Here is a 22,986-nt window from a genome sequence, read left to right as displayed (position 1 = left end):
GCTGAAATGGGCTTTTATCGCCCTAAAAGACCCCTTAGCTGGCCGGTATCACTCCGCCGCAACTGGCGGGCAAGGAACAGTAAACCAACGCATAAGACGAGCGCCGTGGGCAGCACCGCATAATAGCTGGTAAAACAGGCCCTGGCCACAAAGCCGCCTGCCAGGGCACAGGTTATACAGAGCAGCAGGTCCTGCCATACGGTCCGCAGCCCCGGCTCTTCATTTTTAGCCAGGTAGTAGCCGGTTTGCGCCATACAGGAGGCCAGGAATGCCACGGCTGCGCCTTCATTTCCATAAAAGGGAATAAGCAGCATATCCAGTCCGGCATTCACCAGGAAGGTAATAGCAAAACCCACCAGCAGCATACGCATACGGCCCTGGGCAAAATAGATGCTCCAGAGGAAATTATTGAGGTATAAAAAGGGGATACATAAGGAGAGGAAAAAGATAACAGGCACATTCACCGCGCCATATTTACCGGCAGTGATCGTATCTATTACCGGCGCCCACAGGATATTAAGCCCCAGGGCCGTAAGCACGGCCACAGATAGCTCCATCCGTAGCAGAAAGCGGAGGCGGCTTCCTTCCGGCTGCCCGTTCCTGAACAGCCGCGTAAGCCAGGGCAACAGCAAAGGGGCCACCGCCTGCAGGGGCAGCGTAGATACCTCGAATGCTTTATAGGCAAAACTATATTCCGCCAGCTTTACGGAGGATACCATCACGCCAATAAAGATCCAGTCAAACCGCGCAATGGCGGAGGTGAGGATCACCACGCCCGTTTGCGGTAATGATTCCCGCAACAGCCCTGCGTAATAGGTCTTATACCATTTAAAAACGATGGGGACCTTCAGCTGCCGTTTAAAGAGGTATACGGTAAAAACGCTTTCTGCCAGGTCGCCCAGCACAAACAGCACAATGGCAATATGCAGCGTAAGCGGGGCAAAAATGGCCCAGATGATCAGGCCCGCGGTCCGCGCTACGTTACAGGTAATAAGCATGGCTGCCAGTACCTTAAACCTTTCCATGCCGATAGCTACCTGTTTAAAGGGCAGGGACAGGAAGATCATCAGCTTGCCCAGGCCCAGCACCAGCAGGATGATAAACAGGTCATTCCGTTGCGAAAAGCCAACAGCGCATAGTACAAGTATGGCATAAAACAGCAGCCCGGTGATCAGCACATGGAACAGGTATACGGATAACAGCCTTTTGATATTATGCCCCATGGCTACCCTGCGGATGGTGACCTGGTCAATGCCCAGGGAGAGCATATTAAATGCCAGCATCAGGGAGGCTAAGGCAAGGTTCAGCTGTCCAAAATCATTCTTAGTAAGCTGGCGGGAAAGCAGGTAGAAGATCGCCACTCCGCAGAGCTGGTTCACTACAAGTTGAATGGTATTGGCGGAAAGGTTCTGAAACAGTTTTGTTGCCAAGCTATTGTTGATTTTTACAGCGTCTCCAATGGTGAAGGCATGCCGTAAAATTAAGACTTAGCGGTTTATAAACTAATAAATTCCTTACGCAGGGCTTCCAGGCAAAGGCCCACGCGGCTCTGCACATGAAATTTCTGGAAAAGGGCTTCCCGGTAGCCGTCAATGGTCCGTTGTATACACGGAGCCCTTGGTTTTACGCCCAATAATTGCCTGATTAACTTTTATATGGATGGTACTTCAAAAATGGGGTATCATTCAGATCAGACGGATATACTGGCCGCAGGTACCGGCGTGGTTATTATTTCGCTGGGCGCTACGCGCGTGCTGCGTTTCAGGAACATAGCAGATAAGGAGCAGGTAGTGGATTTTCCCCTGCCTTCGGGTTCATTGATCTATATGACGCAGGAACTACAGGGAGTGTGGCAGCATGCTATTCCCGCTGCGGATACGGACGAAGGGCGGATGAGCCTTACGTTCAGGAAGATGAAGGAAGATTAATACCTCATCACAACCCTCCCTGCGCCATCAAACTAGCCACCGGCTTAAACAACGGCTGCGGCAACGCATCCGGGTACACCCACCGCCATTCCAGGCACTTCTCCTTTTCCATGATCACCGGCGTACCATGCTCACATTCACAACTATAAAACAGCGTCAGGTAATCCGTATCAATCTCTTCAAAATGATCATAGGTAAAACCGCACGGGCACAGCTGATCCACTACAAGTCCCGTTTCTTCGAACACTTCCCTTTTAGCCGTAATTTCCGGTATTTCACCGGCTTCCATATGCCCGCCGGGACAAGACCAGGTATTAGCGCCATGACTGCCTGCCCGCAGGCCCATTAATACTTTACCGGATTGGTGGATGATAACACCGATACCTATTTTGAATTGCACGTGGGGTAGTTTTATTACGGCGGTAAAGATAACAAACTTCCTGCTGAACCTGTTGGAAGCTGTTTTTATAGGAGGGATTCAGGCATTACTATATAACTATCACGCAAGATAAATTACCCAACAAAAAAGAGTGTATCTCGCTGCTACTCCAAAAGAAGTCTCGCAGACTTGATACACTCTTTTTACGCTTTTATTGTGCACGGCTCCACTATAGCTCAATATTAAACATATTGAGCTTATTATATAAAGTTTTGCGGTCAATATTCAATAACTGCGCTGCTTTGGTCTTATTATAGCGCACCGTTTTCATCACGGAAATGATCTTTTGATATTCTGCCTGCCGGGCAGCGGACTTAAGGTTCTCCGGCAAAGCATCCGGCATAACCGGTTCCTGTTCCGGTAAAACAGCAGTGCCCCTCAGGTCCGGCGGTAAAGCGCTTACCGGGATCTCCGGTTCGCCGGCGGCCAGCAAACAGGCCCGGCGTACCACATTCTTCAGCTCCCGTATATTACCCGGCCAGGTATGGCGGTACATGCACTCCTGCGCTTCATGGGAGAAGGGGGGAAGCGGTTGCGCCAGTTCTTCGCCTATTTCCTTTAAAAAGTTGGCTATAAACAAGGGAAGATCCTGTAAACGCGTACGTAGCGGCGGTACGGTAATACTGAACTCATTCAGGCGGAAGAACAGGTCCTGGCGGAACTTACCGGCAAGCGCTGCTTCCTGCAGATTTTCATTAGAGGCCACTACCAGCCGGATATCCACAGGGATCTCCTTTAAACTGCCTACCGGCCGTACTACCCGTTCCTGGATCACGCGTAACAGAGCTACCTGTACAGCATAGCTGAGGTTAGTGACCTCATCCAGGAAAAGGGTGCCGCCCTGCGCCTGTTCAAAAGCGCCTTTCAGGGAATTGATGGCACCGGTAAAAGCGCCTTTTTCATGGCCAAACAGCTCGCTGGATGCCAGCTCGTCTGACAGGCATCCGCAATCCAGTGCCACAAAAGGGTAGTCGCAGCGTTTGCTGTGCACGTGCACCAAACGGGCCACGGCTTCTTTGCCTACGCCAGTCTCGCCTGTGATAATGATACTATAATCAGTGGGCGCCACCAGGTGGATATGTTCATATAACTGTTTGGAAACCTGGCTTTCGCCATAGATATAGTTGAGGTTACGATTTACTACAACAGGCTTGCCGGCTTTGGCGGTTGCAGGCGCTGCCAGCTCTATTGCCGGCAATTCTTCGCAAATGCCGCTGGCTGCGGCCCCCTGCATCGTTTTTACCAGGGCCAGTATCTGATCCCGGTTAAAAGGTTTCAATAAATAGTCAAATGCGCCCTCTTTGATCAGGCGGATGGCGATCCTTACATCGGGATAACCCGTCATGATCACCACTTTTGTATGCGGATTGATCCCACGTATCTCCTCCATCAGCGAAGCGCCATCTTTTTCCTTGTCCCTGAGACGGTAATCGCAGAATACCAGGTCATACACTTTTTCCTTCACCATCTTAACGGCGGCGAGGCCGGAGAGGGTGGTATCCACCAGGTATCCGGCGCCTGTCAGTATTTTATTAAGCAGGGTACAGATATTTATTTCATCGTCTACTATTAGAATGTTCATCATGAGCGGTTCTTTTTTGTGAGATAATCAGGAAGAACCCTTAAAGCCATGCTACAACAACTTTATGAATACAATCCTGGTCGCTAATACAAGTGCACGGTTAATAAGAACGTCTGTCTGTACGCTCCCTTGCCTCTGCAACGGAGATGTTACGGCCGTCTACATTTTTGCCCTCCAGCTCGCGCATGGCCTTATCTGCTTCTTCCTGCTGTGGCATCACAACAAATCCAAAACCGCGCGAAACGCCGGTGAATTTGTCAGTGATCACCTTAGTAGATGCTACATAGCCAAAAGGCAGGAACAACTTTTTAAGATCTTCTGCGGTGATATGGGACATTAAATTAGACACGTACAGATTCATGATATAATGTTTTAGCAATAAAGAAATACAATGGTGAAAAACGCTGTAGATCAAGAGCAAGGGGTAATAGTGTAGATGTGGGAATAAAGAGAAATGATCAGCGTCATCCTGTTGTATTTTAAAGGTAGGACTATTAATCGGATAAACAACCAAATAAATCTTTACCAGCAAGCCGGCAACCGGCTTAGCGCCTGCTGTTGCCGGTATCTTCCTGTGGGATAGGCCACAGTAGCCATTCTGTCATTTACCGGAAAGAGAAGGATAACCGGATAACGTACAACAAATGTTGTTGTGGCGCCAGGTCCGTTAAACGCTGCATAATTCATAAAACCCAGGCTGGTGCACGTCTCACCGGAAATCTGCGGAAACTGCTTTTTTTTAACGTTTGTTTAGTATTTTAGATGGCACTGTAGCTGTCTATTAAACCGCCAAAAATCCACGATATGGAAATAACATACAAAAATGACGTAATGCCGCCGGTAGATAAGATCATAGAACTGTACAACGCCGCCGGCCTTCCAAGACCTACAAATGACGCAGAGCGGATGAAAACGATGTTCCAGCATTCCAACCTGGTGGTATCTGCCTGGGATGGCGAAAAACTGGTAGGCATTAGCCGCACTATTACAGACTGGGTATGGTGCAGCTACCTGGCAGATCTGGCCGTAAGCCCGGATTATAAAGAATCCGGTATTGGCAAAGAGCTCATCCGCCTTACCCGCGAAAGAATAGGGGAGCAGGCCATGATCCTGTTGCTCTCCGTGCCCGGCGCTATGGATTATTATCCCAAAGTAGGGTTCACCAAAGAAGACAGGGGTTTTATCATGAACCGCACTAAATAATTAACAATTACATCATTTGCAATATTTGGATTTTTCGCCCGGACGAATGAAACAGTATTGTTAACATAAATACAATGTTGTTTTGTTCCAATATCCAGCATTGGTTCCGGATATTGCAGCATTATATCTGGCACTTTGTATGTTGGAATCCGTTACGCAAGCCTTTATTGATCTTATTGCTGAAAAGAGGGAGGGGGACGCTTATCAGCTGTTATACAAGCAATACCACATTACATTATTACAGTTCGCAGCTGCTTACCTGAAAGCAAAGGAACCTGCGGAAGAGATTGTGAATGACGTCCTCTATAAAGTATGGCAAAAGAAAGAAACGATCGTGGAGATCAGTAATCTCCGCGCCTATCTCTTTACCGCGGTAAGGAATGCCTGTTTAAACCAGCTGGCTAAACAGAAGGAGGAGCAGGGGCTTATGTCTGCCGTGCCCTTCAAAGACCTTACCACAGAAGATCCGGAGAGCATTATTATATCTATGGAGCTGCATGATTGTATCCGCAATGCCATTAATGCCCTGCCCCCCCGTTGTAAACAGATCTATGAAATGGTGCGTATAGAGGGCCTGCGGAATAAAGACGTGGCCGCGCAGCTGAATATCTCTATTAATACCATCGATGCGCAGCTGGCCATCGCCCTCAAAAGACTGGTGCAGGCCGTATCTGCGTTTAACAGCCGTCATCCGCTTTCATCCTCCCGTTCGTAGCAGTTTATCCCCTTAGATACCAGCCATCCATTCCCCGTAAAATTTTTTTTCATCCTGCTTAGTAGAATGTATTTATTCCCCTGTCTTAATGATAAACGCATAGATATGGCGCCTTTTTATTAAGGCTGATGCAATCATATCTGCGAAAGCACCAAACGTAATATATAAATGAAAGACACCGACAGGATCTATTTCTTGATGGGCAAGGAATTATCCCACACTATTACCCCTGCCGAGGCAGAAGAGCTGAAAGAGCTGCTGGCTGCCGATCCGGAGCTCTGGTATGCTTATGAGCTGATACAGGCAGTTAATAGTCTGGATGATGTTACCCAGGAATATGTGCAGGAGATCAGATCACTGTTGGATAGTAAGCTGGAACCGGAAAAGCTCAACACCTTACTGCTTATCAGACCGGAGGCCACTGTGCCGGAAACGTCCCCGGCTGCTCCCTCAAAATTCCGGACCCTGTTCCGGGTGGCGGCCGCTTTAGGCGGTATTGCCGTAATGACGCTGGCCAGTATTGCGCTGTTCCGTCAAACGGCCCGGCAGAAGACCACCACAGATCTGGCTATGAGCGAGATCATCGCGCCAAAAGGCTCTAAGACGCATATTGTATTGGCAGATGGTACCGCTATCTGGCTCAATGCCGGCAGTAAGCTAAAATATCCCAAGAACTTCAGCCTGGAGAACAGGGAAGTTTACCTGGCGGGTGAGGCTTATTTTAAAGTGCCGCATGACGACGAACATTCCTTCATTGTTCATACCCCCGATGCTACGATCAAAGACCTGGGCACCACCTTTAATGTAAAGGCCTATACCGGCAGCCGCATTACAGAGGCTACGCTGATAGAAGGCGCCATTGAAGTGTCGCTGGAGCAGGAGCCGGCCCGGAAAATACGGATGTCGCCGGGCGAAAAGCTGGTGCTGCATAATAAACAGGCCCAGGCCCAACAGCAACCGGAGCAACCCGCGCCCGTGTTCGAAGTGTCTAAGATCGTGCCTTATGCAAAAACCAATGATATCGTGGAAACTGCCTGGGTAGAGAATAAGCTCATCTTCCGTAACGAACGCTTTGAAGACCTGGCCCTGATGATGGAAAGACGGTATAATATCGCTATCGTCATTAAGGATGAAGTGATACGGAACTACCAGGTAACGGGGATATTTAAGGATGAAGATATAACGGATGCTTTAAAGCTCCTGCAGGTAATAGTACCGTTTAAATTTAAATTGAACAATGGACAGGTTATTATCAATAAATAGTAACGATTCAGGTTAAGTTACTGCCAACCAGGAAAATAGGAAGGGAGATGCGCTAACATCCCCCTCCGGAGTATTCAATTTTATTGGAAGCCACATTGCGACACGCGTCTTCCAAAAAACCGTAAAAGCTAAAAGTATGAAAAAAAATCTACTTAAGGGTTGGTCATGCCCTTTTGTTAATGTTAAGCTAATTGAAAGAACTATGCGCCTGACGCTACTTTCTGTTTTTCTGTTTTGCATGCAGTTATCCGCCAAGGTGTACTCCCAGAAAGACATAAAGCTTTCCATGGATGTGAAGGATGTGCGCCTGTCAAAGGCCCTGGATAAAATAGAGACCGCTACCGGTTGCCGCTTTTTCTACAATGCCAAGGAAGTGCCGCTGAATAAGCTGGTATCCGTAAGCACCAACGGCACCCAGGAGCTCACCGATGTGCTCAGCAATCTGTTGTCTTCCGTTAACCTGAATTACCGTCTGCTCTCCAATAATGTAATTGCCATCACCGCCTCCCGCGATATACGGTTTTCCACCGTGGAAGGTATTGTTACCGACAGCAAGGGCGTACCCCTGCCGGGCGTTTCTATTAAGGTGAAAGGCGCCAACACCGGCGCGGTGACCAATGCACAGGGCCGCTACCAGATAGATGTTCCCGCAGATGCCGTACTGGTAATTTCCTATATCGGTTTCCAGGCGCAGGAGCTTTCCGTGAATGGAAAGACCACGCTGAACGTTACCCTGCAGGATGAGTCCAAAGGCCTGGGCGAAGTGATCGTAGTAGGTTATGGCACCCAGAAAAAGGTCTCTACTACCGCAGCGGTATCTACCCTTAAGGGCAGCGATATCACAAAAGCCCCGGTGGCTAACCTGAATAACAGTATAGCAGGCCGCGTGTCTGGCGTGCTCGCCTTCCAGGGCAGCGGTGAGCCGGGGGTAGATGCTTCCGTAATAAGGGTAAGGGGCATAGGCACCACCGGCGCTAACAGTGGCCCCCTGGCTATTGTGGACGGTATCCCCCGCGATTATTCCCAGATCAACCCTAATGAGATAGAAAGCATCACCGTGTTAAAAGATGCCGCCGCCATTGCGCCTTACGGCCTGGCTGGCGCTAACGGCGTACTGCTGATCACTACCAAAAGAGGTAAGGCTGGCCGGGTAGATATGAGCTTTAATACCTGGTATGGTTTTCAAAAGCCTACCCAATACCCGCATTATCTGAACTCCTACGATTTTGCCAGCACCCTGAATGCTGCCAATAAAAATGCCGGTCTGCCCGCCGCTTATACGGACGAGCAGCTGCAGAAATATAAAGACCATTCTGATCCTGACCACTACCCGGATCATGACTGGATGCGCGAAGTGTTGGATTTTGCCGCTCCCATGAACAGCCAGAGCCTGAACCTCTCCGGCGGTTCTGAAAAAGTGCGCTTCTTTGCCGCACTGGGCCACCTGTACCAGCAGGGCTCCGTAGATGCGATCAATTACTCCCGTTATAACGTGGCTTCTAACGTGGATGTAAATGCCACTAAAACCACTACCGTATCACTGGATATCAAAGCCAGCCTGGAAGTGACCAAGAACCCCGGTTCACAGAGCGGCACCGGCATCTATACCTCCGTTACCAAGAACTCGCCGCTATTGAACCAGCAGCTGCAGTTCTCCAACGGCCTGCCCGGCAACGGCCTGCTGCCTTCCATTTATGAAAGCGGCTATAACAACGTGAATAAGAATATCTTCTTCTCCCAGTTATCTATCGAGCAAAAAGTACCCGCAATACCCGGCCTTTCATTCAAAGCTGTTGGCGCTTATGATAAAAGCGACAGTACCATCAAGAACTGGCAGCTCCCCTATAGCTTCTATTCCCTGGATGCGAATGATAAATTCGTAGAAACAAAAGCAGGCGTACCTTCCCCGCAGCTTAGCCAGGGCTACCAGCAGTTTATCAATACCACTTTACAGGGTTATATCACCTATAACAATACCTTCGGCAAACACGGTATCAATGCATTGGCCGTGGCAGAATGGCGCCAGGGTAGCGGTAACAGGTTCGGCGCTTCCCGCCTTAATTACCAGGTGAACCTGGACGAGCTTTCCCTGGGTAGCTCCTCCAAAACAGACCTGGATAACTATGGCTCTTCCAATTCCTTCAAACAGCTGGGTTTTGTATACCGTGTAGGATATGCGTTTGATGAGAAATATATGGTAGAAGCCTCTGGCCGTTATGACGGGCACTATTATTTTGCCCCCGGTAAACGCTTTGCCTTCTTCCCCGCCTTTTCACTGGGCTGGCGCTTGTCAGAAGAAAGTTTTATCAAGGATAATTATAAATGGATCGATAACCTGAAGCTGCGTGGCTCTTATGGCGTATCCGGTAACCTGGCGGGCGCTCCCTTCCAGTACCTGAGCAGCTACGGTTTAAGCAGCAGCTACGGTTTTGGCGGTACGCAGTTTGGCCAGGTACAGGGTGTGTATGAAAGAAGCGAGCCCAATCCCAACATTACCTGGGAAACCGCTAAGAAAGCAGACGTTGGCCTGGAAGGCAGCTTCTGGCGTGGTAAACTGGGCTTTGAGCTGGACTTCTTCAAAGAGCGCCGTTCAGACATGCTGGTAACCCCCAATGCAGTAGTGCCCGTGGAATACGGTATCGGTATCTCCCAGGTGAATGCCGGTATTATGGACAACAAAGGTTTTGATTTTGCGATCAACACTACCAATACATTCAAGAACGGTATTACCGTAAACGCCGGTCTTAACTTCTCCTACGCTAAGAACAAACTGGTGCAGACGTTTGAGAATGCTTCTACACTCAACGATCCTAACAGGCGCCGTACCGGCCGCCCGCTGGATACCCAGTTTGGCTTAAAGGCCATTGGCCTGTTCCAGTCCCAGGATGAGATAGACCACGCGCCAAAACAATTTGGTACCGTGCAACCCGGCGATATCCGCTACCAGGATACAAACCAGGATAAGAAAATAGACGCCAATGACGAAGTAGTGATCGGCGATCCTGCTTTCCCGCAGATCATCTACGGTTTCACCGCCAATGTAAGCTGGAAAGGGTTTGATATCAGCATGCTGTGGCAGGGCGCCGCTAAAAGCAGTTTCCAGCTTACGAACGAAGCATCCAATCCTTTCTTTAACGGCGCTAAGATCTTCAGCGATCAGCTGGACTACTGGACGCCGGATAACCGCGATGCAAAATATCCTGTCATCCTGCCTTCTCCCAGCACCAACAGTCAGCAGGTATCTTCCTGGTGGCAGCGTAACGGCGCTTATTTAAGGTTGAAGACAGCAGAAATAGGGTATACTATTCCTGCCGGCATCATGAGCCGCCTGCGTATCCATTCCATCCGTTTCTATGGCGCGGCGCAGAACCTGCTCACCTTCTCCGCAGAAAGTTACCTGGATCCCGAAATTGGCGTGAGCAGCGCCAGCAAAAGGGCCCGGTACTACTTCCAGCAAAAGGTGTTCTCCTTTGGGTTAAATGCCAATTTCTAACATCATCAATCGAACCATCATGAAAAAAGCAAGTATTCTATATATTGCGGCTTCCGCACTTTTATTTACCGCCTGTGAGAGCAAGCTGGATGTGGAGCCTACAGATCAGCTCACAGATGCTACCGTGTGGAAAACGCCCAGCAACGCCAACCTGTTCCTGAACGATATCTATAATGCACTGAATCCCGGCCCGCAGTCAACGGTATTCACCAACGTACCGTCAGAGATCAGCAACGATCCGCTGGATAACTTCTCTGATAACAGCATCAGCGGGCCGCTGGCAGGCATCCCATCCTATGAGGCCTTTGCGCAGGGTTCCTACGGGCCTTCAGCGCCTATCTTTACGCCACATTGGAAGAACATGTACGCCAACATCCGGAAGTGTAACGTGTTCATTGAGAACGTGACTGCGGCAGATTTTGATGATGCCACCAAAAAGCCCATGCTGGCCCAGGCCAGGTTCCTGCGGGCATATTATTACAAATCCCTGATGGACCTTTACGGCGGCGTGCCTATCATCACCGTGCCCCTGAACCGCGAAGAGCAGGGAGACGCCATCTTTAACCCGCGTAACACCTTCGAAGAATGTACGGCCTTCATCCAGAAAGAATGTGAAGAAGCCGCTGCGGACCTGCCGTTGAAAGTGGCCGCCAAAGACGCCGGCCGTGCCACCAAAGGCGCTGCATGGGCGCTGGAAGGCGAGCAGCTGTTGTATGCCGGTAAATGGACAGAAGCTGCGGCCGTGAACCTGAAGATCATGAACGCCGGCGCAGGTTATGACCTGTACCCGGACTACGGACAATTGTTCCTGCCTGCTAATGAAGACAACCAGGAAGTGATCTTTGATGTGCAATATGCAGCCAACGTAAAAGGAGAGATCAAGGAAAAATACTGGAACCCCGTAAAAGTATCCGATGGTGGCGGCTGGGGCGCTGTAAATCCCACCCAGGACCTGGTGGATGATTATGAGTTCCTGGATGGTAAAACAGAAGGAGAGGGCTCCGCCATGTTTGACCCTGCCCACCCTTATGATAACAGGGATAAACGTTTTGAGGCTACCATCATCCATGATAATTCTGCCTGGAAAAGCGGTATCATCTACACCCGCCTGGGCGTACCTAATAACTCTAATGAGCTGGATGCTGCCGGCGCGGGCGGTAAAGGCCGTACCGGTTACTTCCTCAAGAAGATGGTGGATCCGGCAATTGTGCCCGGCGTAAGCAGCGGCGCTAACTCCATTATCTGGCGGTATGCAGAAGTGCTGCTGAACTATGCAGAAGCCCAGAACGAGGCTTCAGGCGCAGATGCTACCGTATATGACGCAATGAATAAAGTACGCGCCAGGGCTGGTCTGCCTGCCTTACCTGCGGGTCTTACCCAGGCGCAGATGCGCGCCCGTATACGCCGTGAGCGCCGTATAGAAATGGCGTTTGAAGGTAAGCGTTTGTTTGACCTGTGGCGCTGGAAGATAGCAGAGCAGGTGTTCAGCAAACCGCTGCGCGCGATGAAAATCACCGGTACCGGTACCAACCTTACCTATGAGAAAGTGAACGCCGGCGGCGGTAAGATCACATTCGTTGCTACCAAAAATTACCGGATGCCAATACCACAAACCGTAATAGCTCAAAATCCTAAAATAGAGCAGAACCCGAACTATTAAAAACTACCCTTATGAAAAAACCCAAAATTGCCCTGTTTGCTACAGGGTTGGTAATGCTGTATGCCATTACCGCCTGTAGAAAGCCCGCTAAGGAGCTGACGGACGAACCCGCCGGCGCCCGCAAAATGGCTGTCAGCTCCGCTGGCGCTATGCTGCCTTACAACTGGAAGAACGTAGCCATCGGCGGCGGTGGTTATGTGACCGGTATCGTTATCCACCCTACACAGTCCAACCGCATGTACATCCGTACAGACGTGGGCGGCGCTTACAAATGGGATAACCAGGTATTTACCTGGGTGCCCATGCTGGAAAGCCTGAGCACGCATGTTGATGGTATTGCGCTGGACGCCAACGCGCCTGACCGCGTGTACCTGGCCCTGAACGATGGTATCTACCGTTCTGAGAACATTGGCCAAAGCTGGACCAAAGTGCTGACCGCCACCTATAACGGTAACGGTGATATGCGCTGGACCGGCGAATGCCTGGCCGTAGACCCGCTGACCAGCACTACGGTCTATGCCGGCACCCGTTCAGATGGTCTGTACCGCAGCACCAACACCGGCAGCACCTGGGCTAAAGTGGCCAGCGTGCCTAATGGCGGCGCCAATGGCGTACGCACCGTAGTAATAGACCCTGCCACTACCGTAAGCGGCCGCTCTGCGATCGTGTATGTAGGTATCCCCGGCACAGGCATTTACCGCAGTACAGATGGCGGCGCTACTTTCTCCGCGTTATCCGGAGCGCCTGCTTCCCCCAACCGTATGCAGGTAGTGGGCGGCAAACTGTATGTAGCCCATTCCACCGGCGTTACCGTTTGGAACGGCAGCAGCTGGAAGGATATTACGCCTTCCACCGGCGCAGGTAAGAACTATTGCGGTATCTCCATAGAAGCATCAGATCCGCTGAAGATAGCGGTATGTCAGCGCTATGGCACCTTCAATAATCCTATGTACCGTTCTTCCGATGGTGGTACTACCTGGCAGCAGATGAACACTACCTCGCTGCCCATCACCAAAACGCTGGAAGCGGCCTGGTGGCCCAACAGCTGGTTCTCCAGCGCTACCTCCGCCATTATCTTTGATCCCCTGCACCATGGCGATCTGTATTATACAGACTGGTTTGGCGTATGGTACACCTCTGATGCCTGGGCTACCGGTTCCGTAGCATGGAGCACCCGTATCAAGGGCGATGAAGAGACCGTGGTATTAACACTGGCAGCGCCTCCCGGCGGCGTATCCCTGTACTCCGGCGTGGCAGATGAATTTGGTTTTAAACATGATGATGTAAATAATTACCCAACAAGGCTGTATAATATCAATGAAGGTTTCAGCATTGCCTTCTGCGAAACACAGCCTGCCAATATCGCCATCCTGGGCGCTACCGGCAATGACGGTACGGGTACTATCCTGGCTACCTCTTCCAACAGCGGCAGCTCCTGGACCACCCGCACCTTACCCGGCGGTGTAAAACTTGGCCGTATAGCCATTTCCGCTACTGACCCGGCTAAGATGGTATATGTAGCCGGCGGTACAGGCGGCGGTGTATATTACAGCGCCAACAGCGGCGCTTCCTGGACGGCCGCTACCGGCGCACCTACCGGTTCCGTACCCGCTATTGATGTATGGAGCAAGGATTTTGCCCTGGTAGCCGATGGCGCCGCAGCCAATACGTTCTACATCTTCAAAGGTGGTTACCTGTACGCTTCTACGAATGGCGGTGCTACCTGGACTCAGCAAAACGCTACTGCTATCCCCAACAGGACCTCTTACCTGTTCGTAGCCGCCCGTCCCGGCGTGGCTGGCGAAGTATGGATGAGCCTTGACGGTAATGGCCTGTACCGCACTACCAATGGCGGTACTACTATCACCAAGGTAACCGCATTAACCACCTCCACGGCTTTTGCCTTTGGCGCGCCGCCTTCCGGTTCTACCACACCGGCGGTGTACAGCTATGGCACTTTTTCCGGTGCTAAAGGCCTGTACCGCTCTACAGACCTGGGCGCTAACTGGGACCGTATCGATAACGGCACACAGCTGTTCCCCGCAGGCGTAAAAGCGCTGGCCGGCGACCGTAACGTGTTTGGCCGTATCTATGTAGGTACCGGCGGCCGTGGCGTATTATTCGGACAACCATAAGCAAATGAAAGTATACAACATCTTATCCATCACCGGCGCAGGGCTGGTACTGCTCACCGCATTTGGATTCAGGAAGGCTTCTGTAAAAAGAAGCCTTCCTGTAAAACCCAACATCGTGCTCATCATGGCAGATGATATGGGTTACGGTGACCTTGGCTGCTACGGGCAGCAAATGATCCAGACCCCGCATATTGATGCGCTGGCCAAACAAGGCCTGCGCTTAACGCATTATTATGCGGGCAATACCGTATGCGCCCCCTCGCGGGAGGCCTTACTAACGGGCATGCATACGGGACATACCTACATCCGCGGCAATTTCCTGACGGATGAACAGGAAGACCCGGCCATGCCGTCAGAAAAAGTGACCATTGCGGAGCTGCTGAAAAAAGCGGGCTATCGTACCGCGCTTATTGGCAAATGGGGCCTGGGCGGCGAACAGCATAGCCCCGATACCCAGGGGTTTGACTACTCCTATGGTTACCTGGACCAGATCCAGGCGCATAACTACTACCCGCCATTCCTGTATGAGAACGGCAAGAAAGTGATGCTGCCGGAGAATGCCGATGGCAAAAAAGGCGCTTACAGCCACAATCTCTTTGTAGATAAAACGCTGGCGTTCCTGGATAGCCCCCAGGATAAACCTTTCTTCCTTTACCTGCCATACACTATTCCGCATGGCGATCATGTGATACCGGACAATTCCGTCTACGCCGGCAAGGACTGGCCGGAGCAGTTTAAGAACTACGCCGCCATGATCACCCTGCTGGACCAGGATGTGGCCCGTATTATCAGCGCCTTAAAAGCAAAAGGGCTGGATGAAAATACCCTCATCCTGTTCATGAGCGATAACGGCGCCAATCCCGGTTTTGCCAAATTCTTTAAAAGCAACGGATCATTGCGTGGCTTTAAGACCAACCTGTATGAAGGCGGCATCCGCGAGCCTTTCATCGCCTACTGGCCCGGCAGGATCAAAGCCGGACAGGTATCTGATCATGTAACCGCCGGTTGGGACGTATTGCCCACCATCTGCCAGGCGGCAGGCATTAAAACGCCCGCCGGTATTGATGGCGTTTCTTTTTATCCCAGCCTGTTTAACACCGGCAAACAGGCGGAGCATGATTACCTCTACTGGGAATACTATACCTACAACTATAACTGGAACAAACCCGGCAAGGGCAGCGAACAGCCCCGTAACTGGCTGGAGAGCCGGGCCCTGCGTTTTGGTGACTGGAAAGCAGTGATCAAAAGCACGGCCGCAGATGCAGCCGGAACGGTGGAGCTGTTTAACCTGGCCACAGATCCTGCAGAGTCAAAGGACCTGGCCGCCGCCCATCCGGAACTGGTAAAACACGTCAGGGAGCTGCTGGCCAAAGCCACTATCGCCAACGCACCCTTTTTTCCGTATAAACATTAAAAAACCTTTTTTAACTTACTACTATGCTTAAGAAATTTATGTTCCCGGCATTGATTGTTTTTGTCCTTACAGGCATATACAGCTTTAAACAAACCGTTGCGCTGCACACCTTCAAAACCCACAACGCAGCAGAGCTGAAAGATTTTTTTCATTACACGCCAGACCGCATTCCTTTTATGAGCTCCCACCGCGGCGGCCCCAGAAAGGGCTTCCCGGAGAACTGCATTGCCACGTTTGAGAACACATTGAGCCATAACCCTTCCATGCTGGAAATAGACCCGCATTATACCAAAGATGGTAAGATCGTGCTCATGCATGATCCCACCCTGGACCGTACCTCTAACGGCCATGGTAAAATTGCGGACTACACACTGGAAGAGCTGCGGAAACTGCGTTTAAAAGATACCGAAGGTAACCTTACAGATTACCAGATCCCTACCCTGGATGAGGCCTTGCAATGGGCCAAAGGAAAGACCATCCTGATCATAGACGCTAAGGATGTGCCGATCGAAGTGCGCGCACAGAAGATCATCGACAATAAGGCCACGGCCAACGCGATCGTGATCTCTTACTCTGACGAAGACACGAAGAAATGTTACGCGCTTAGCAAGGATATCATCATGGAAGTGATGATGGGCAAAGAAGAGAATGTGACAGCCATGGATAAAAGCGGCGTGCCCTGGAGCAATGTGATTGGTTTTGTAAGCCACCAGCTGCCGGAAAATAAAGCCATTTTCGACGAAGTGCATAAACGCGGCGCGATGTGCATCCTGGGCAGCTCCCGTAATATTGACCACCAGTACACCACCGGCAAGATCAATGCAGCGCAGCTGAATCAGGGTTATTTAAACCTTATTGACCACGGGGCGGATGTAATTGAGGCAGACCTGGGCATTGAAGGCGGCGCAGCGCTGATGCCTTTACAACAGGGTAAATCCTCCAAGGCTAAGTATTTCAGGAACTAAAACCCTCGTATATGAAAACACTCAACAGGCGCGAATGGAGTAAGCTAACACTTACCGGTGTGGCGGGACTGATGATCCCTAAGGCATTTGCATTCCATAAACCCGGGTCCGTTACGATTGGCCTGCAATCCTATAGCCTGCGCGACCGGCCGCTGGATGAAGCCCTGGCTGCCATGGTAAGCCTGGGCATTAAAAGCTGCGAATTATGGGGTGGCCATGTAGAGCCACAGGCGGCCCAATGGCAACGCAACAGCACGCCGGAACAGAACAAGCAGAAAAAAGCGTTGCTGGAAGAATGGCGCGCCAATCTGAAGATGGACGAGATCCATGCCATCCGTGATAAATTTAAGGCCGCCGGTATCCGCATACAGGCATATACCGCCAGCATTAAGGATAGCATCTCTGAGCACGACCTGGAGCAGCAGTTCCAGATAGCGCAGGCATTGGGCACGGATAGCATCACTACTTCCGCCACGGTAAGCGTAATGAAAAGGGTGGATGTATATGCTAAAAAGTATAAGATCCAGGTGGGTATGCATAACCATGCACATGTGGAGCAGCCCAATGAGTTTGCCACGCCCGATAGTTTTGCCCGCGGTATGCAGGGCCTGTCTGAGTACATTAAGATCAACCTGGATATTGGCCACTTTACCGCCGCTAATTTTGATGCGGTGGCGTTTATGAAGGAGCACCACAAACAGATCATCTGCATACATGTAAAAGACCGTAAAAAGGACCAGGGCGACAACCTGCCGCTAGGTCAGGGGGATACGCCCATAGGCCCCGTACTGCACCTCATACGGGATAATGGCTGGCCTATACCGGCGAATATAGAATATGAGTACAAGGGGGCAGATACCGTGGAAGAGCTGCGTAAATGTATCGCCTATTGTCAGAACCTCGTTAAAGCATAAGCATGGAAAAAGAAATAAAGCAACAAGGCCAGGGTATGAGCCGCCGCAAATTCCTTGGGAATGCGGCGGCTTTATCCGCCTTTATGATAGTGCCCCGGCATGTGCTGGGCGGTAAAGGGTTTATAGCGCCCAGTGACCGGATCAACCTGGGCTTTATTGGCTCCGGGCGTCAGTCGCTGACGCTGCAAAAAGCTTTTCTGCCGCTGGCAGAAGGCCGGATCATAGCCGCCTGTGATGTATACCAGTCCAAAGTGGATAATTTCAGCCACCTGGTGAACGATTATTATGCCGCGCAGAATGATCAGTCCGGGTATAAAGGCTGTACTACCTATCAGCGGTTTACGGACCTGCTGGAAAATAAGGATATAGACGCCGTGGTGATCGCCACGCCGGATCACTGGCACGCCGCCATGACCGATAGGGCTGCTGCCGCCGGTAAGGATATCTACAGCGAAAAACCCCTATCCCTTACCGTAGCGGAAGGCCGGGCCATGGTGAATGCGGTAAGAAAACATAAACGCGTTTTCCAGACGGGCAGCATGCAACGCTCCCGCCCGGAGTTCCGCCAAGCAGCGGAGCTGATCCGCAACGGGTATATAGGCGATATAAAGAACGTAAAAGTGAGCATTGGCGGCCCTCCCGTGCCTTATGACCTGCCGGAGGAAACCCTGCCCAATGACCTGGACTGGCAGTTATGGCTGGGACCAAACGAATACGTGCATTACAACCATCAGCTGAACCCTGTAATAGGCGATGCTACCTGGGGCCGCTGGCGCGATTTTAAAGGCCTGGGCGGCGGTGATATAACCGATTGGGGCGCGCATATGTTTGATATTGTACAATGGGCGCTGGATATGGACAACACCGGCCCCGTATCCATTACGCCGCCGGATGGCAGGGATCTGCAGCACCTGACCATGGTATACAGCAACGGCATCACCGTTACACACGAAAACTGGGGCAGACCGCACGGTATTCAGTTCAATGGCACGCAGGGCGTAATAGAGATCCAGCGCAATAAGCTGGTTACCACGCCGGAAACGCTGAAGGAGAAGGTGATAGGCAGCAATGAAAAACAGGTATACCACAGCAGCAACCACTACCTGGATTTCCTGCAGGCAATAAAAGGGAGGACCAAACCAATCGCAGACGTAGAAACAGGCCACCGCAGCGCTACCGTGTGCAACCTTGCCAATATCGCCTATGAGCTGAATGCGCCGCTGCAGTGGAACCCTGAAAAGGAACAGATAACCAATAATGCCGCGGCTAACAACTTGCTTTCCAGGAAGATGAAGAAGGAGTGGGCAGTATAATGCGTTACATATTTCCTTTTTAAAAATATTTGTCGCATTTTGGGGTACCAAATAGCTATCAACTTATGCAAAAGTTCCTGTACCTCATTGGGTTCATGTTTGTGACCCTATGCCTGAAGGCAGCCTCCCCTGAAGACTCCACTGAGATCGAGAAGCAGCAAATAGAAGCTTTCGTTGATTCAGTAAAGAGCGCACAAAAGTACGAAACGGGCCTTATCTCCCTGCCCGGTGGTAAAGCGGAGATAAACGTTCCAAAAGGGTTTAAGTTCCTGAACAAGGAACAGAGCAAGTACGTACTAACAGAATTATGGGGCAATCCGCCGGCGAATGCGGAAAACACATTGGGAATGATCTTCCCGGAAAACTCAGATCCGTTTGCAGACAGCAATTATGCTTTCATTGTAGAATTCGAAGACATTGGTTATGTGAAGGATGATGATGCGGAAAAGATCGACTACGATGAAATGATGACCAACCTGCAAAAGGATGAAAAAGAAGCGAACCTTCAGCGTTTAAAAGAAGGGTATCCCAGCATCCACATTATTGGCTGGGCGCAAAAGCCTTTCTATGACAAAGAGAACAAGATCCTGCACTGGGCCAAGGAGATCAAATTCGGCGACGATAACGATGGGAACAACACGCTGAATTATGAGGTCCGTATCCTGGGCCGGCACGGTATCCTGTCCCTCAATGCGGTGTGTACCATGCACGAATTACCCATGGTAAAGGCAGACATTAACAAGGTGCTGCACATGGCTACTTTTACAGATGGTAACGCCTACGCTGATTTTAACCCCAAGATCGACAATGTGGCCGCATGGACCATTGGCGGCCTGGTAGCCGGTAAGGTACTGGCTAAAGTAGGTTTCTTTGCCATTATCGTAAAGTTCCTGGCAGCCGGCTGGAAGTTCGTACTGTTAGGCTTTGCCGCACTGGCAGGGTTCTTTAAACGCCTGTTCACCGGTAAAAAAGCCGCAAAAGAGCCTAAGGACGCTGGCTTTGGCAATGGTTTTGACACACAATATGCGGACAATAATACGGCCGATGGCGCCCTGAACGAAGCCGTGCTGACAGAGCTGCCCGCGGAACCGGGCACGCCGCCGGATAGCGTCATTACCGCATCAGATAACGGCACGCCAGCTACACCAGGCGAATCAAAACCGGCAGAAGGACAAGTATGAAACGTATCCTGATATTATTCTTATTGCTGGGGGCTATTGCCAGCCATGCACAGCCCAAAGCAACAGATCCGAAACAATTGCGCGAAGGCGCCCACAATTTTAGCCTGCAATGGATAGGCTGGGAGAATCCCGGCAAAGTACAGATCACCCATAAAAGCGGAGACCTGTATTTTGTGACGGGTGAACAACGCAGCGCGGATAAAGCAGATTTTGTGACCATCAGTGGTACGCTGAAAGTGCTCTCCGCGCAGGAACTGTTGTTCGAAGGCACTATTCAAACCAGGTATAGCGACATTAACAACGGACAGGTGTGCGATAAGACCGGCACTTATCATTTCCTGGCAAAAGGCGAACGTAAATACTGGCGCCTGCAGGAGATGGACAATTGCGGCGGCAACTCTGTAGTGGATTATGTCGATATATTCTTTTAAATGATGGATTAAGGTGAATGAATTGAGGGAAAATAAGGTAACTTGCTGATTGTAGAACTTTCTTTTTCGAGTCAATGCTATGGATCCCTGTAGATCCCTCAAAATTCATTCACCTTAAATCCAAACACTATGACAACCGCCAACACCGGCATCCTCGCCAGTGGTACTACCTTCACCACACAACAGCTGGCCGTTCTGCTCTGCGCCGTTACTTACAGCACGGACCCGCAATCAGACATCGCAACCTATCTCCCCGGCTGGTCCATCGTTTGGGACGGTACCCAAACTTCCGATGGCAACTATGCCTTTATTGCCCTTGATCCTACCTCCACCATCTATGCCCTGGCCATCCGTGGCTCATTGCCTCCTTTTGATGTTTTTAAGGATTGGGCGGCTTTTGATAACTGGATACTGGAAGATATGGATGTAGTAACCCGCGTAAGCTGGCCATACGTAACAAATTCCGGCAGCAATGCCCTTATTGCCAGCGGCACTAACCGTGCTTTTGGCCAGGTACAGAACATGGTAGATTCACTGGGCTCCCAAAAAACGATCCTGGAATACCTGCAGGCCAACGGCGCAGTGGCGGGTAACCAGGTGATCATTACCGGTCATAGCCTGGGTGGTAATGTGGCCAATGTATACGCTTCCTATTTTATATCGCAGCTGGCCGCCGCCAGTTCCACTTTCACCAATACAGCGCTGGTGACTTTTGCCGCTCCCGCCGCCGGCAACAGCGATTTTGCCACTGACCTGGACGCCAAGCTGCCCAATGCATGGCACTATGAAAATGATAATGATATCGTGCCTAAGTTCCCGGTATCCTTATCCGTGTTGCTGATAGGTTTCATGTATATAGGCGGTCCCTCCGCCAGCGGGATCACCTGCACGTATAAAGGAAAGACAGTAAGCCTGCGGGATGCGTTTATGCTGCTGGCCGGCATATTTGCCGTTTACGATTACCAGCAGCAGGCACTGAACTATAATACATTCAACACACCTACGGACAGTGCTTATACGCAGAATACCATTGGTGACTTTTTTAACCAGGCAGGTTATCAGCATGAGGTGGTGCATTATGCCACTAACCTGAACGTAAATCTGCCGCAAACGCTGGTGGAACAAAGCCGGCTGGTATAAAGCTATAATTGAATAAAAACGGGCGCTTTTCTCTGAGAAGAGCGCCCGTTTTGTATACGGAAATACCTTAACTTGCCTATCCGGGAAAGCACGGTCTATACCTGGCTGCGTTCCCGCCTTTATATCCCTCAAAATTTAATCATCTTAAACTCAACACCATGACTACAAACACAGGCGTCCTTACCGGTACGGATGCATTTACGTCACAACAAACAGCCATCTTATTGTCAGCCCTTGCTTACAGCAAAAATGCGGTAGGGGATATTGTCAGGTATCTTCCGGGTTGGTCCATTGTCTGGAATGGCCTGGAAACAACAGATGGCAACTATGGTTTTATTGCCCTTGACCCTACTGCCAATACCTATGTACTGGCCATCCGGGGCTCATTACCTCCTAAGGACATATTTTACAGTTGGGCTGCTTTCGCTAACTGGATACTGGACGACTTTGATGTGGTAACGCGCGTAAACTGGCCTTATGCCAGCACTGCGAATGCGCTCATCGCAAGCGGCACTAACAGGGCATTTACAGAGGTGCAGGGCATGCAGGACCAGCTGGGCTCCGGGCTTAACATCTATGACTACCTGAAAGCTCATGCCGTTAAAGGGGGCAAACAGGTGATCATTACCGGCCATAGCCTGGGCGCCAATATCGCCAACGTATATGCGTCTTATTTTGTAACCGCGCTGGCCCGGGAAGGACAGTCATTTTACAACAACACTTCGCTGATCACTTTTGCAGCGCCTGCTGCCGGTAACAGCGATTTTTCAAAAGATCTGGATGACAAGATCATGCATGCCTGGCACTATGAGAATACCAACGATATCGTGCCTAAATTCCCGGTAGGTACCTCCGTTTTTGACGTTGGTAACTTGTACAACCCTGGCCCTTCCGCGGCAGCAATTACCACAGTTGTTGATGGTGTAACGCTTAGCCTGCAGTTAGCCTTCCAGGGAATGGCCATCGTACTGGCCGGATACGCTTACAGGCAACAAAAGCATGGGTATGTGCTGTTCTCTGCCGGGCTGGATAAAATGTATACGGAGAATACCATCGAAGATTTCCTCCTTCAGGCAGCCCAGCAACACCATCCGGAAAATTATGCCGGCTATCTGCATGTAGTGCTGCCACTGGAATTGGTGGAGGCAGCCAAACTGATATAGCGGGTTAGATGAAATAACACATTAACTGCTGATAAAAAACGGGGCTG

The 22,986-nt window shown here is 50.7% G+C and carries 19 protein-coding genes; 15 read left to right on the top strand and 4 right to left on the bottom strand.

The genetic code is table 11. The annotated features are described in order from the left end of the window. Positions 1-14: 14 nt before the first annotated feature. Entirely contained in the window at positions 15-1,430 is a 1,416-nt protein-coding gene (locus F0L74_RS22640) for an oligosaccharide flippase family protein (RefSeq protein WP_149840192.1), read from the bottom strand. 162 nt (positions 1,431-1,592) lie between these two features. On the opposite strand from F0L74_RS22640, the gene F0L74_RS22630 reads away from it, so the two are divergent. Continuing rightward, entirely contained in the window at positions 1,593-1,928 is a 336-nt protein-coding gene (locus F0L74_RS22630; protein ID WP_149840191.1) for an alpha-ketoglutarate-dependent dioxygenase AlkB, read from the top strand. Positions 1,929-1,935: 7 nt separating this feature from the next. On the opposite strand, the gene F0L74_RS22625 is transcribed toward F0L74_RS22630, so the two are convergent. From F0L74_RS22625 to F0L74_RS22615, 3 genes are all read right to left on the bottom strand, one after another. Beyond that, positions 1,936-2,328, bottom strand: coding sequence for a nucleotide triphosphate diphosphatase NUDT15 (locus F0L74_RS22625; RefSeq protein ID WP_213087054.1), 393 nt, complete (start codon positions 2,326-2,328; stop codon positions 1,936-1,938). Between the two features lie 208 nt (positions 2,329-2,536). Beyond that, a complete protein-coding gene (locus F0L74_RS22620) occupies positions 2,537-3,952 on the bottom strand; it encodes a sigma-54-dependent transcriptional regulator (RefSeq protein ID WP_149840190.1) in 1,416 nt (471 codons plus the stop codon). A gap of 97 nt (positions 3,953-4,049) precedes the next feature. Continuing rightward, a complete protein-coding gene (locus F0L74_RS22615; protein ID WP_149840189.1) occupies positions 4,050-4,310 on the bottom strand; it encodes an RNA recognition motif domain-containing protein in 261 nt (86 codons plus the stop codon). A 443-nt stretch (positions 4,311-4,753) separates the two neighbouring features. On the opposite strand from F0L74_RS22615, the gene F0L74_RS22610 reads away from it, so the two are divergent. From F0L74_RS22610 to F0L74_RS22545, 14 genes are all read left to right on the top strand, one after another. After that, positions 4,754-5,152 carry a GNAT family N-acetyltransferase gene (locus F0L74_RS22610; protein WP_149840188.1) on the top strand — a complete coding sequence of 133 codons (399 nt, stop codon included), beginning with the start codon at positions 4,754-4,756 and terminating at the stop codon, positions 5,150-5,152. 139 nt (positions 5,153-5,291) lie between these two features. Next, positions 5,292-5,867 carry an RNA polymerase sigma-70 factor gene (locus F0L74_RS22605; protein WP_149840187.1) on the top strand — a complete coding sequence of 192 codons (576 nt, stop codon included), beginning with the start codon at positions 5,292-5,294 and terminating at the stop codon, positions 5,865-5,867. A gap of 168 nt (positions 5,868-6,035) precedes the next feature. Beyond that, positions 6,036-7,130: a FecR family protein gene (locus F0L74_RS22600; protein ID WP_149840186.1), complete on the top strand. Its 1,095-nt coding sequence runs from the start codon at positions 6,036-6,038 to the stop codon at positions 7,128-7,130. Between the two features lie 202 nt (positions 7,131-7,332). Beyond that, positions 7,333-10,623: a SusC/RagA family TonB-linked outer membrane protein gene (locus tag F0L74_RS22595; protein WP_188316119.1), complete on the top strand. Its 3,291-nt coding sequence runs from the start codon at positions 7,333-7,335 to the stop codon at positions 10,621-10,623. A gap of 19 nt (positions 10,624-10,642) precedes the next feature. Continuing rightward, positions 10,643-12,283 (top strand): RagB/SusD family nutrient uptake outer membrane protein, encoded by a 1,641-nt coding sequence (locus F0L74_RS22590; RefSeq protein WP_188316118.1) that lies wholly within the window; start codon positions 10,643-10,645, stop codon positions 12,281-12,283. A gap of 11 nt (positions 12,284-12,294) precedes the next feature. Then, positions 12,295-14,418 (top strand): WD40/YVTN/BNR-like repeat-containing protein, encoded by a 2,124-nt coding sequence (locus F0L74_RS22585; RefSeq protein ID WP_149840183.1) that lies wholly within the window; start codon positions 12,295-12,297, stop codon positions 14,416-14,418. 4 nt (positions 14,419-14,422) lie between these two features. After that, positions 14,423-15,832: an arylsulfatase gene (locus F0L74_RS22580; protein WP_149840182.1), complete on the top strand. Its 1,410-nt coding sequence runs from the start codon at positions 14,423-14,425 to the stop codon at positions 15,830-15,832. Between the two features lie 23 nt (positions 15,833-15,855). Next, the gene (locus F0L74_RS22575; RefSeq protein ID WP_149840181.1) at positions 15,856-16,797 is read left to right on the top strand and encodes a glycerophosphodiester phosphodiesterase family protein; all 942 of its coding nucleotides are present in this window, start codon (positions 15,856-15,858) and stop codon (positions 16,795-16,797) included. An 11-nt stretch (positions 16,798-16,808) separates the two neighbouring features. After that, positions 16,809-17,711, top strand: coding sequence for a sugar phosphate isomerase/epimerase family protein (locus tag F0L74_RS22570; protein WP_149840180.1), 903 nt, complete (start codon positions 16,809-16,811; stop codon positions 17,709-17,711). 2 nt (positions 17,712-17,713) lie between these two features. Further along, a complete protein-coding gene (locus F0L74_RS22565) occupies positions 17,714-19,024 on the top strand; it encodes a Gfo/Idh/MocA family protein (RefSeq protein ID WP_149840179.1) in 1,311 nt (436 codons plus the stop codon). Between the two features lie 65 nt (positions 19,025-19,089). Continuing rightward, positions 19,090-20,205 carry a DUF2167 domain-containing protein gene (locus F0L74_RS22560; protein ID WP_149840178.1) on the top strand — a complete coding sequence of 372 codons (1,116 nt, stop codon included), beginning with the start codon at positions 19,090-19,092 and terminating at the stop codon, positions 20,203-20,205. Further along, a complete protein-coding gene (locus F0L74_RS22555; RefSeq protein ID WP_149840177.1) occupies positions 20,202-20,636 on the top strand; it encodes a hypothetical protein in 435 nt (144 codons plus the stop codon). Before F0L74_RS22560 ends, F0L74_RS22555 begins: the two co-directional genes overlap by 4 nt. A gap of 129 nt (positions 20,637-20,765) precedes the next feature. Then, positions 20,766-21,776: a lipase family protein gene (locus tag F0L74_RS22550; RefSeq protein ID WP_149840176.1), complete on the top strand. Its 1,011-nt coding sequence runs from the start codon at positions 20,766-20,768 to the stop codon at positions 21,774-21,776. Between the two features lie 158 nt (positions 21,777-21,934). Further along, positions 21,935-22,939 carry a lipase family protein gene (locus F0L74_RS22545; protein ID WP_149840175.1) on the top strand — a complete coding sequence of 335 codons (1,005 nt, stop codon included), beginning with the start codon at positions 21,935-21,937 and terminating at the stop codon, positions 22,937-22,939. The last annotated feature ends 47 nt before the right edge of the window (positions 22,940-22,986 follow it).

It is taken from the genome of Chitinophaga agrisoli (assembly GCF_008386695.1).
In the GTDB taxonomy this organism is placed as follows: domain Bacteria; phylum Bacteroidota; class Bacteroidia; order Chitinophagales; family Chitinophagaceae; genus Chitinophaga; species Chitinophaga agrisoli.
This window is presented reverse-complemented; position numbering and strand designations above follow the sequence as displayed.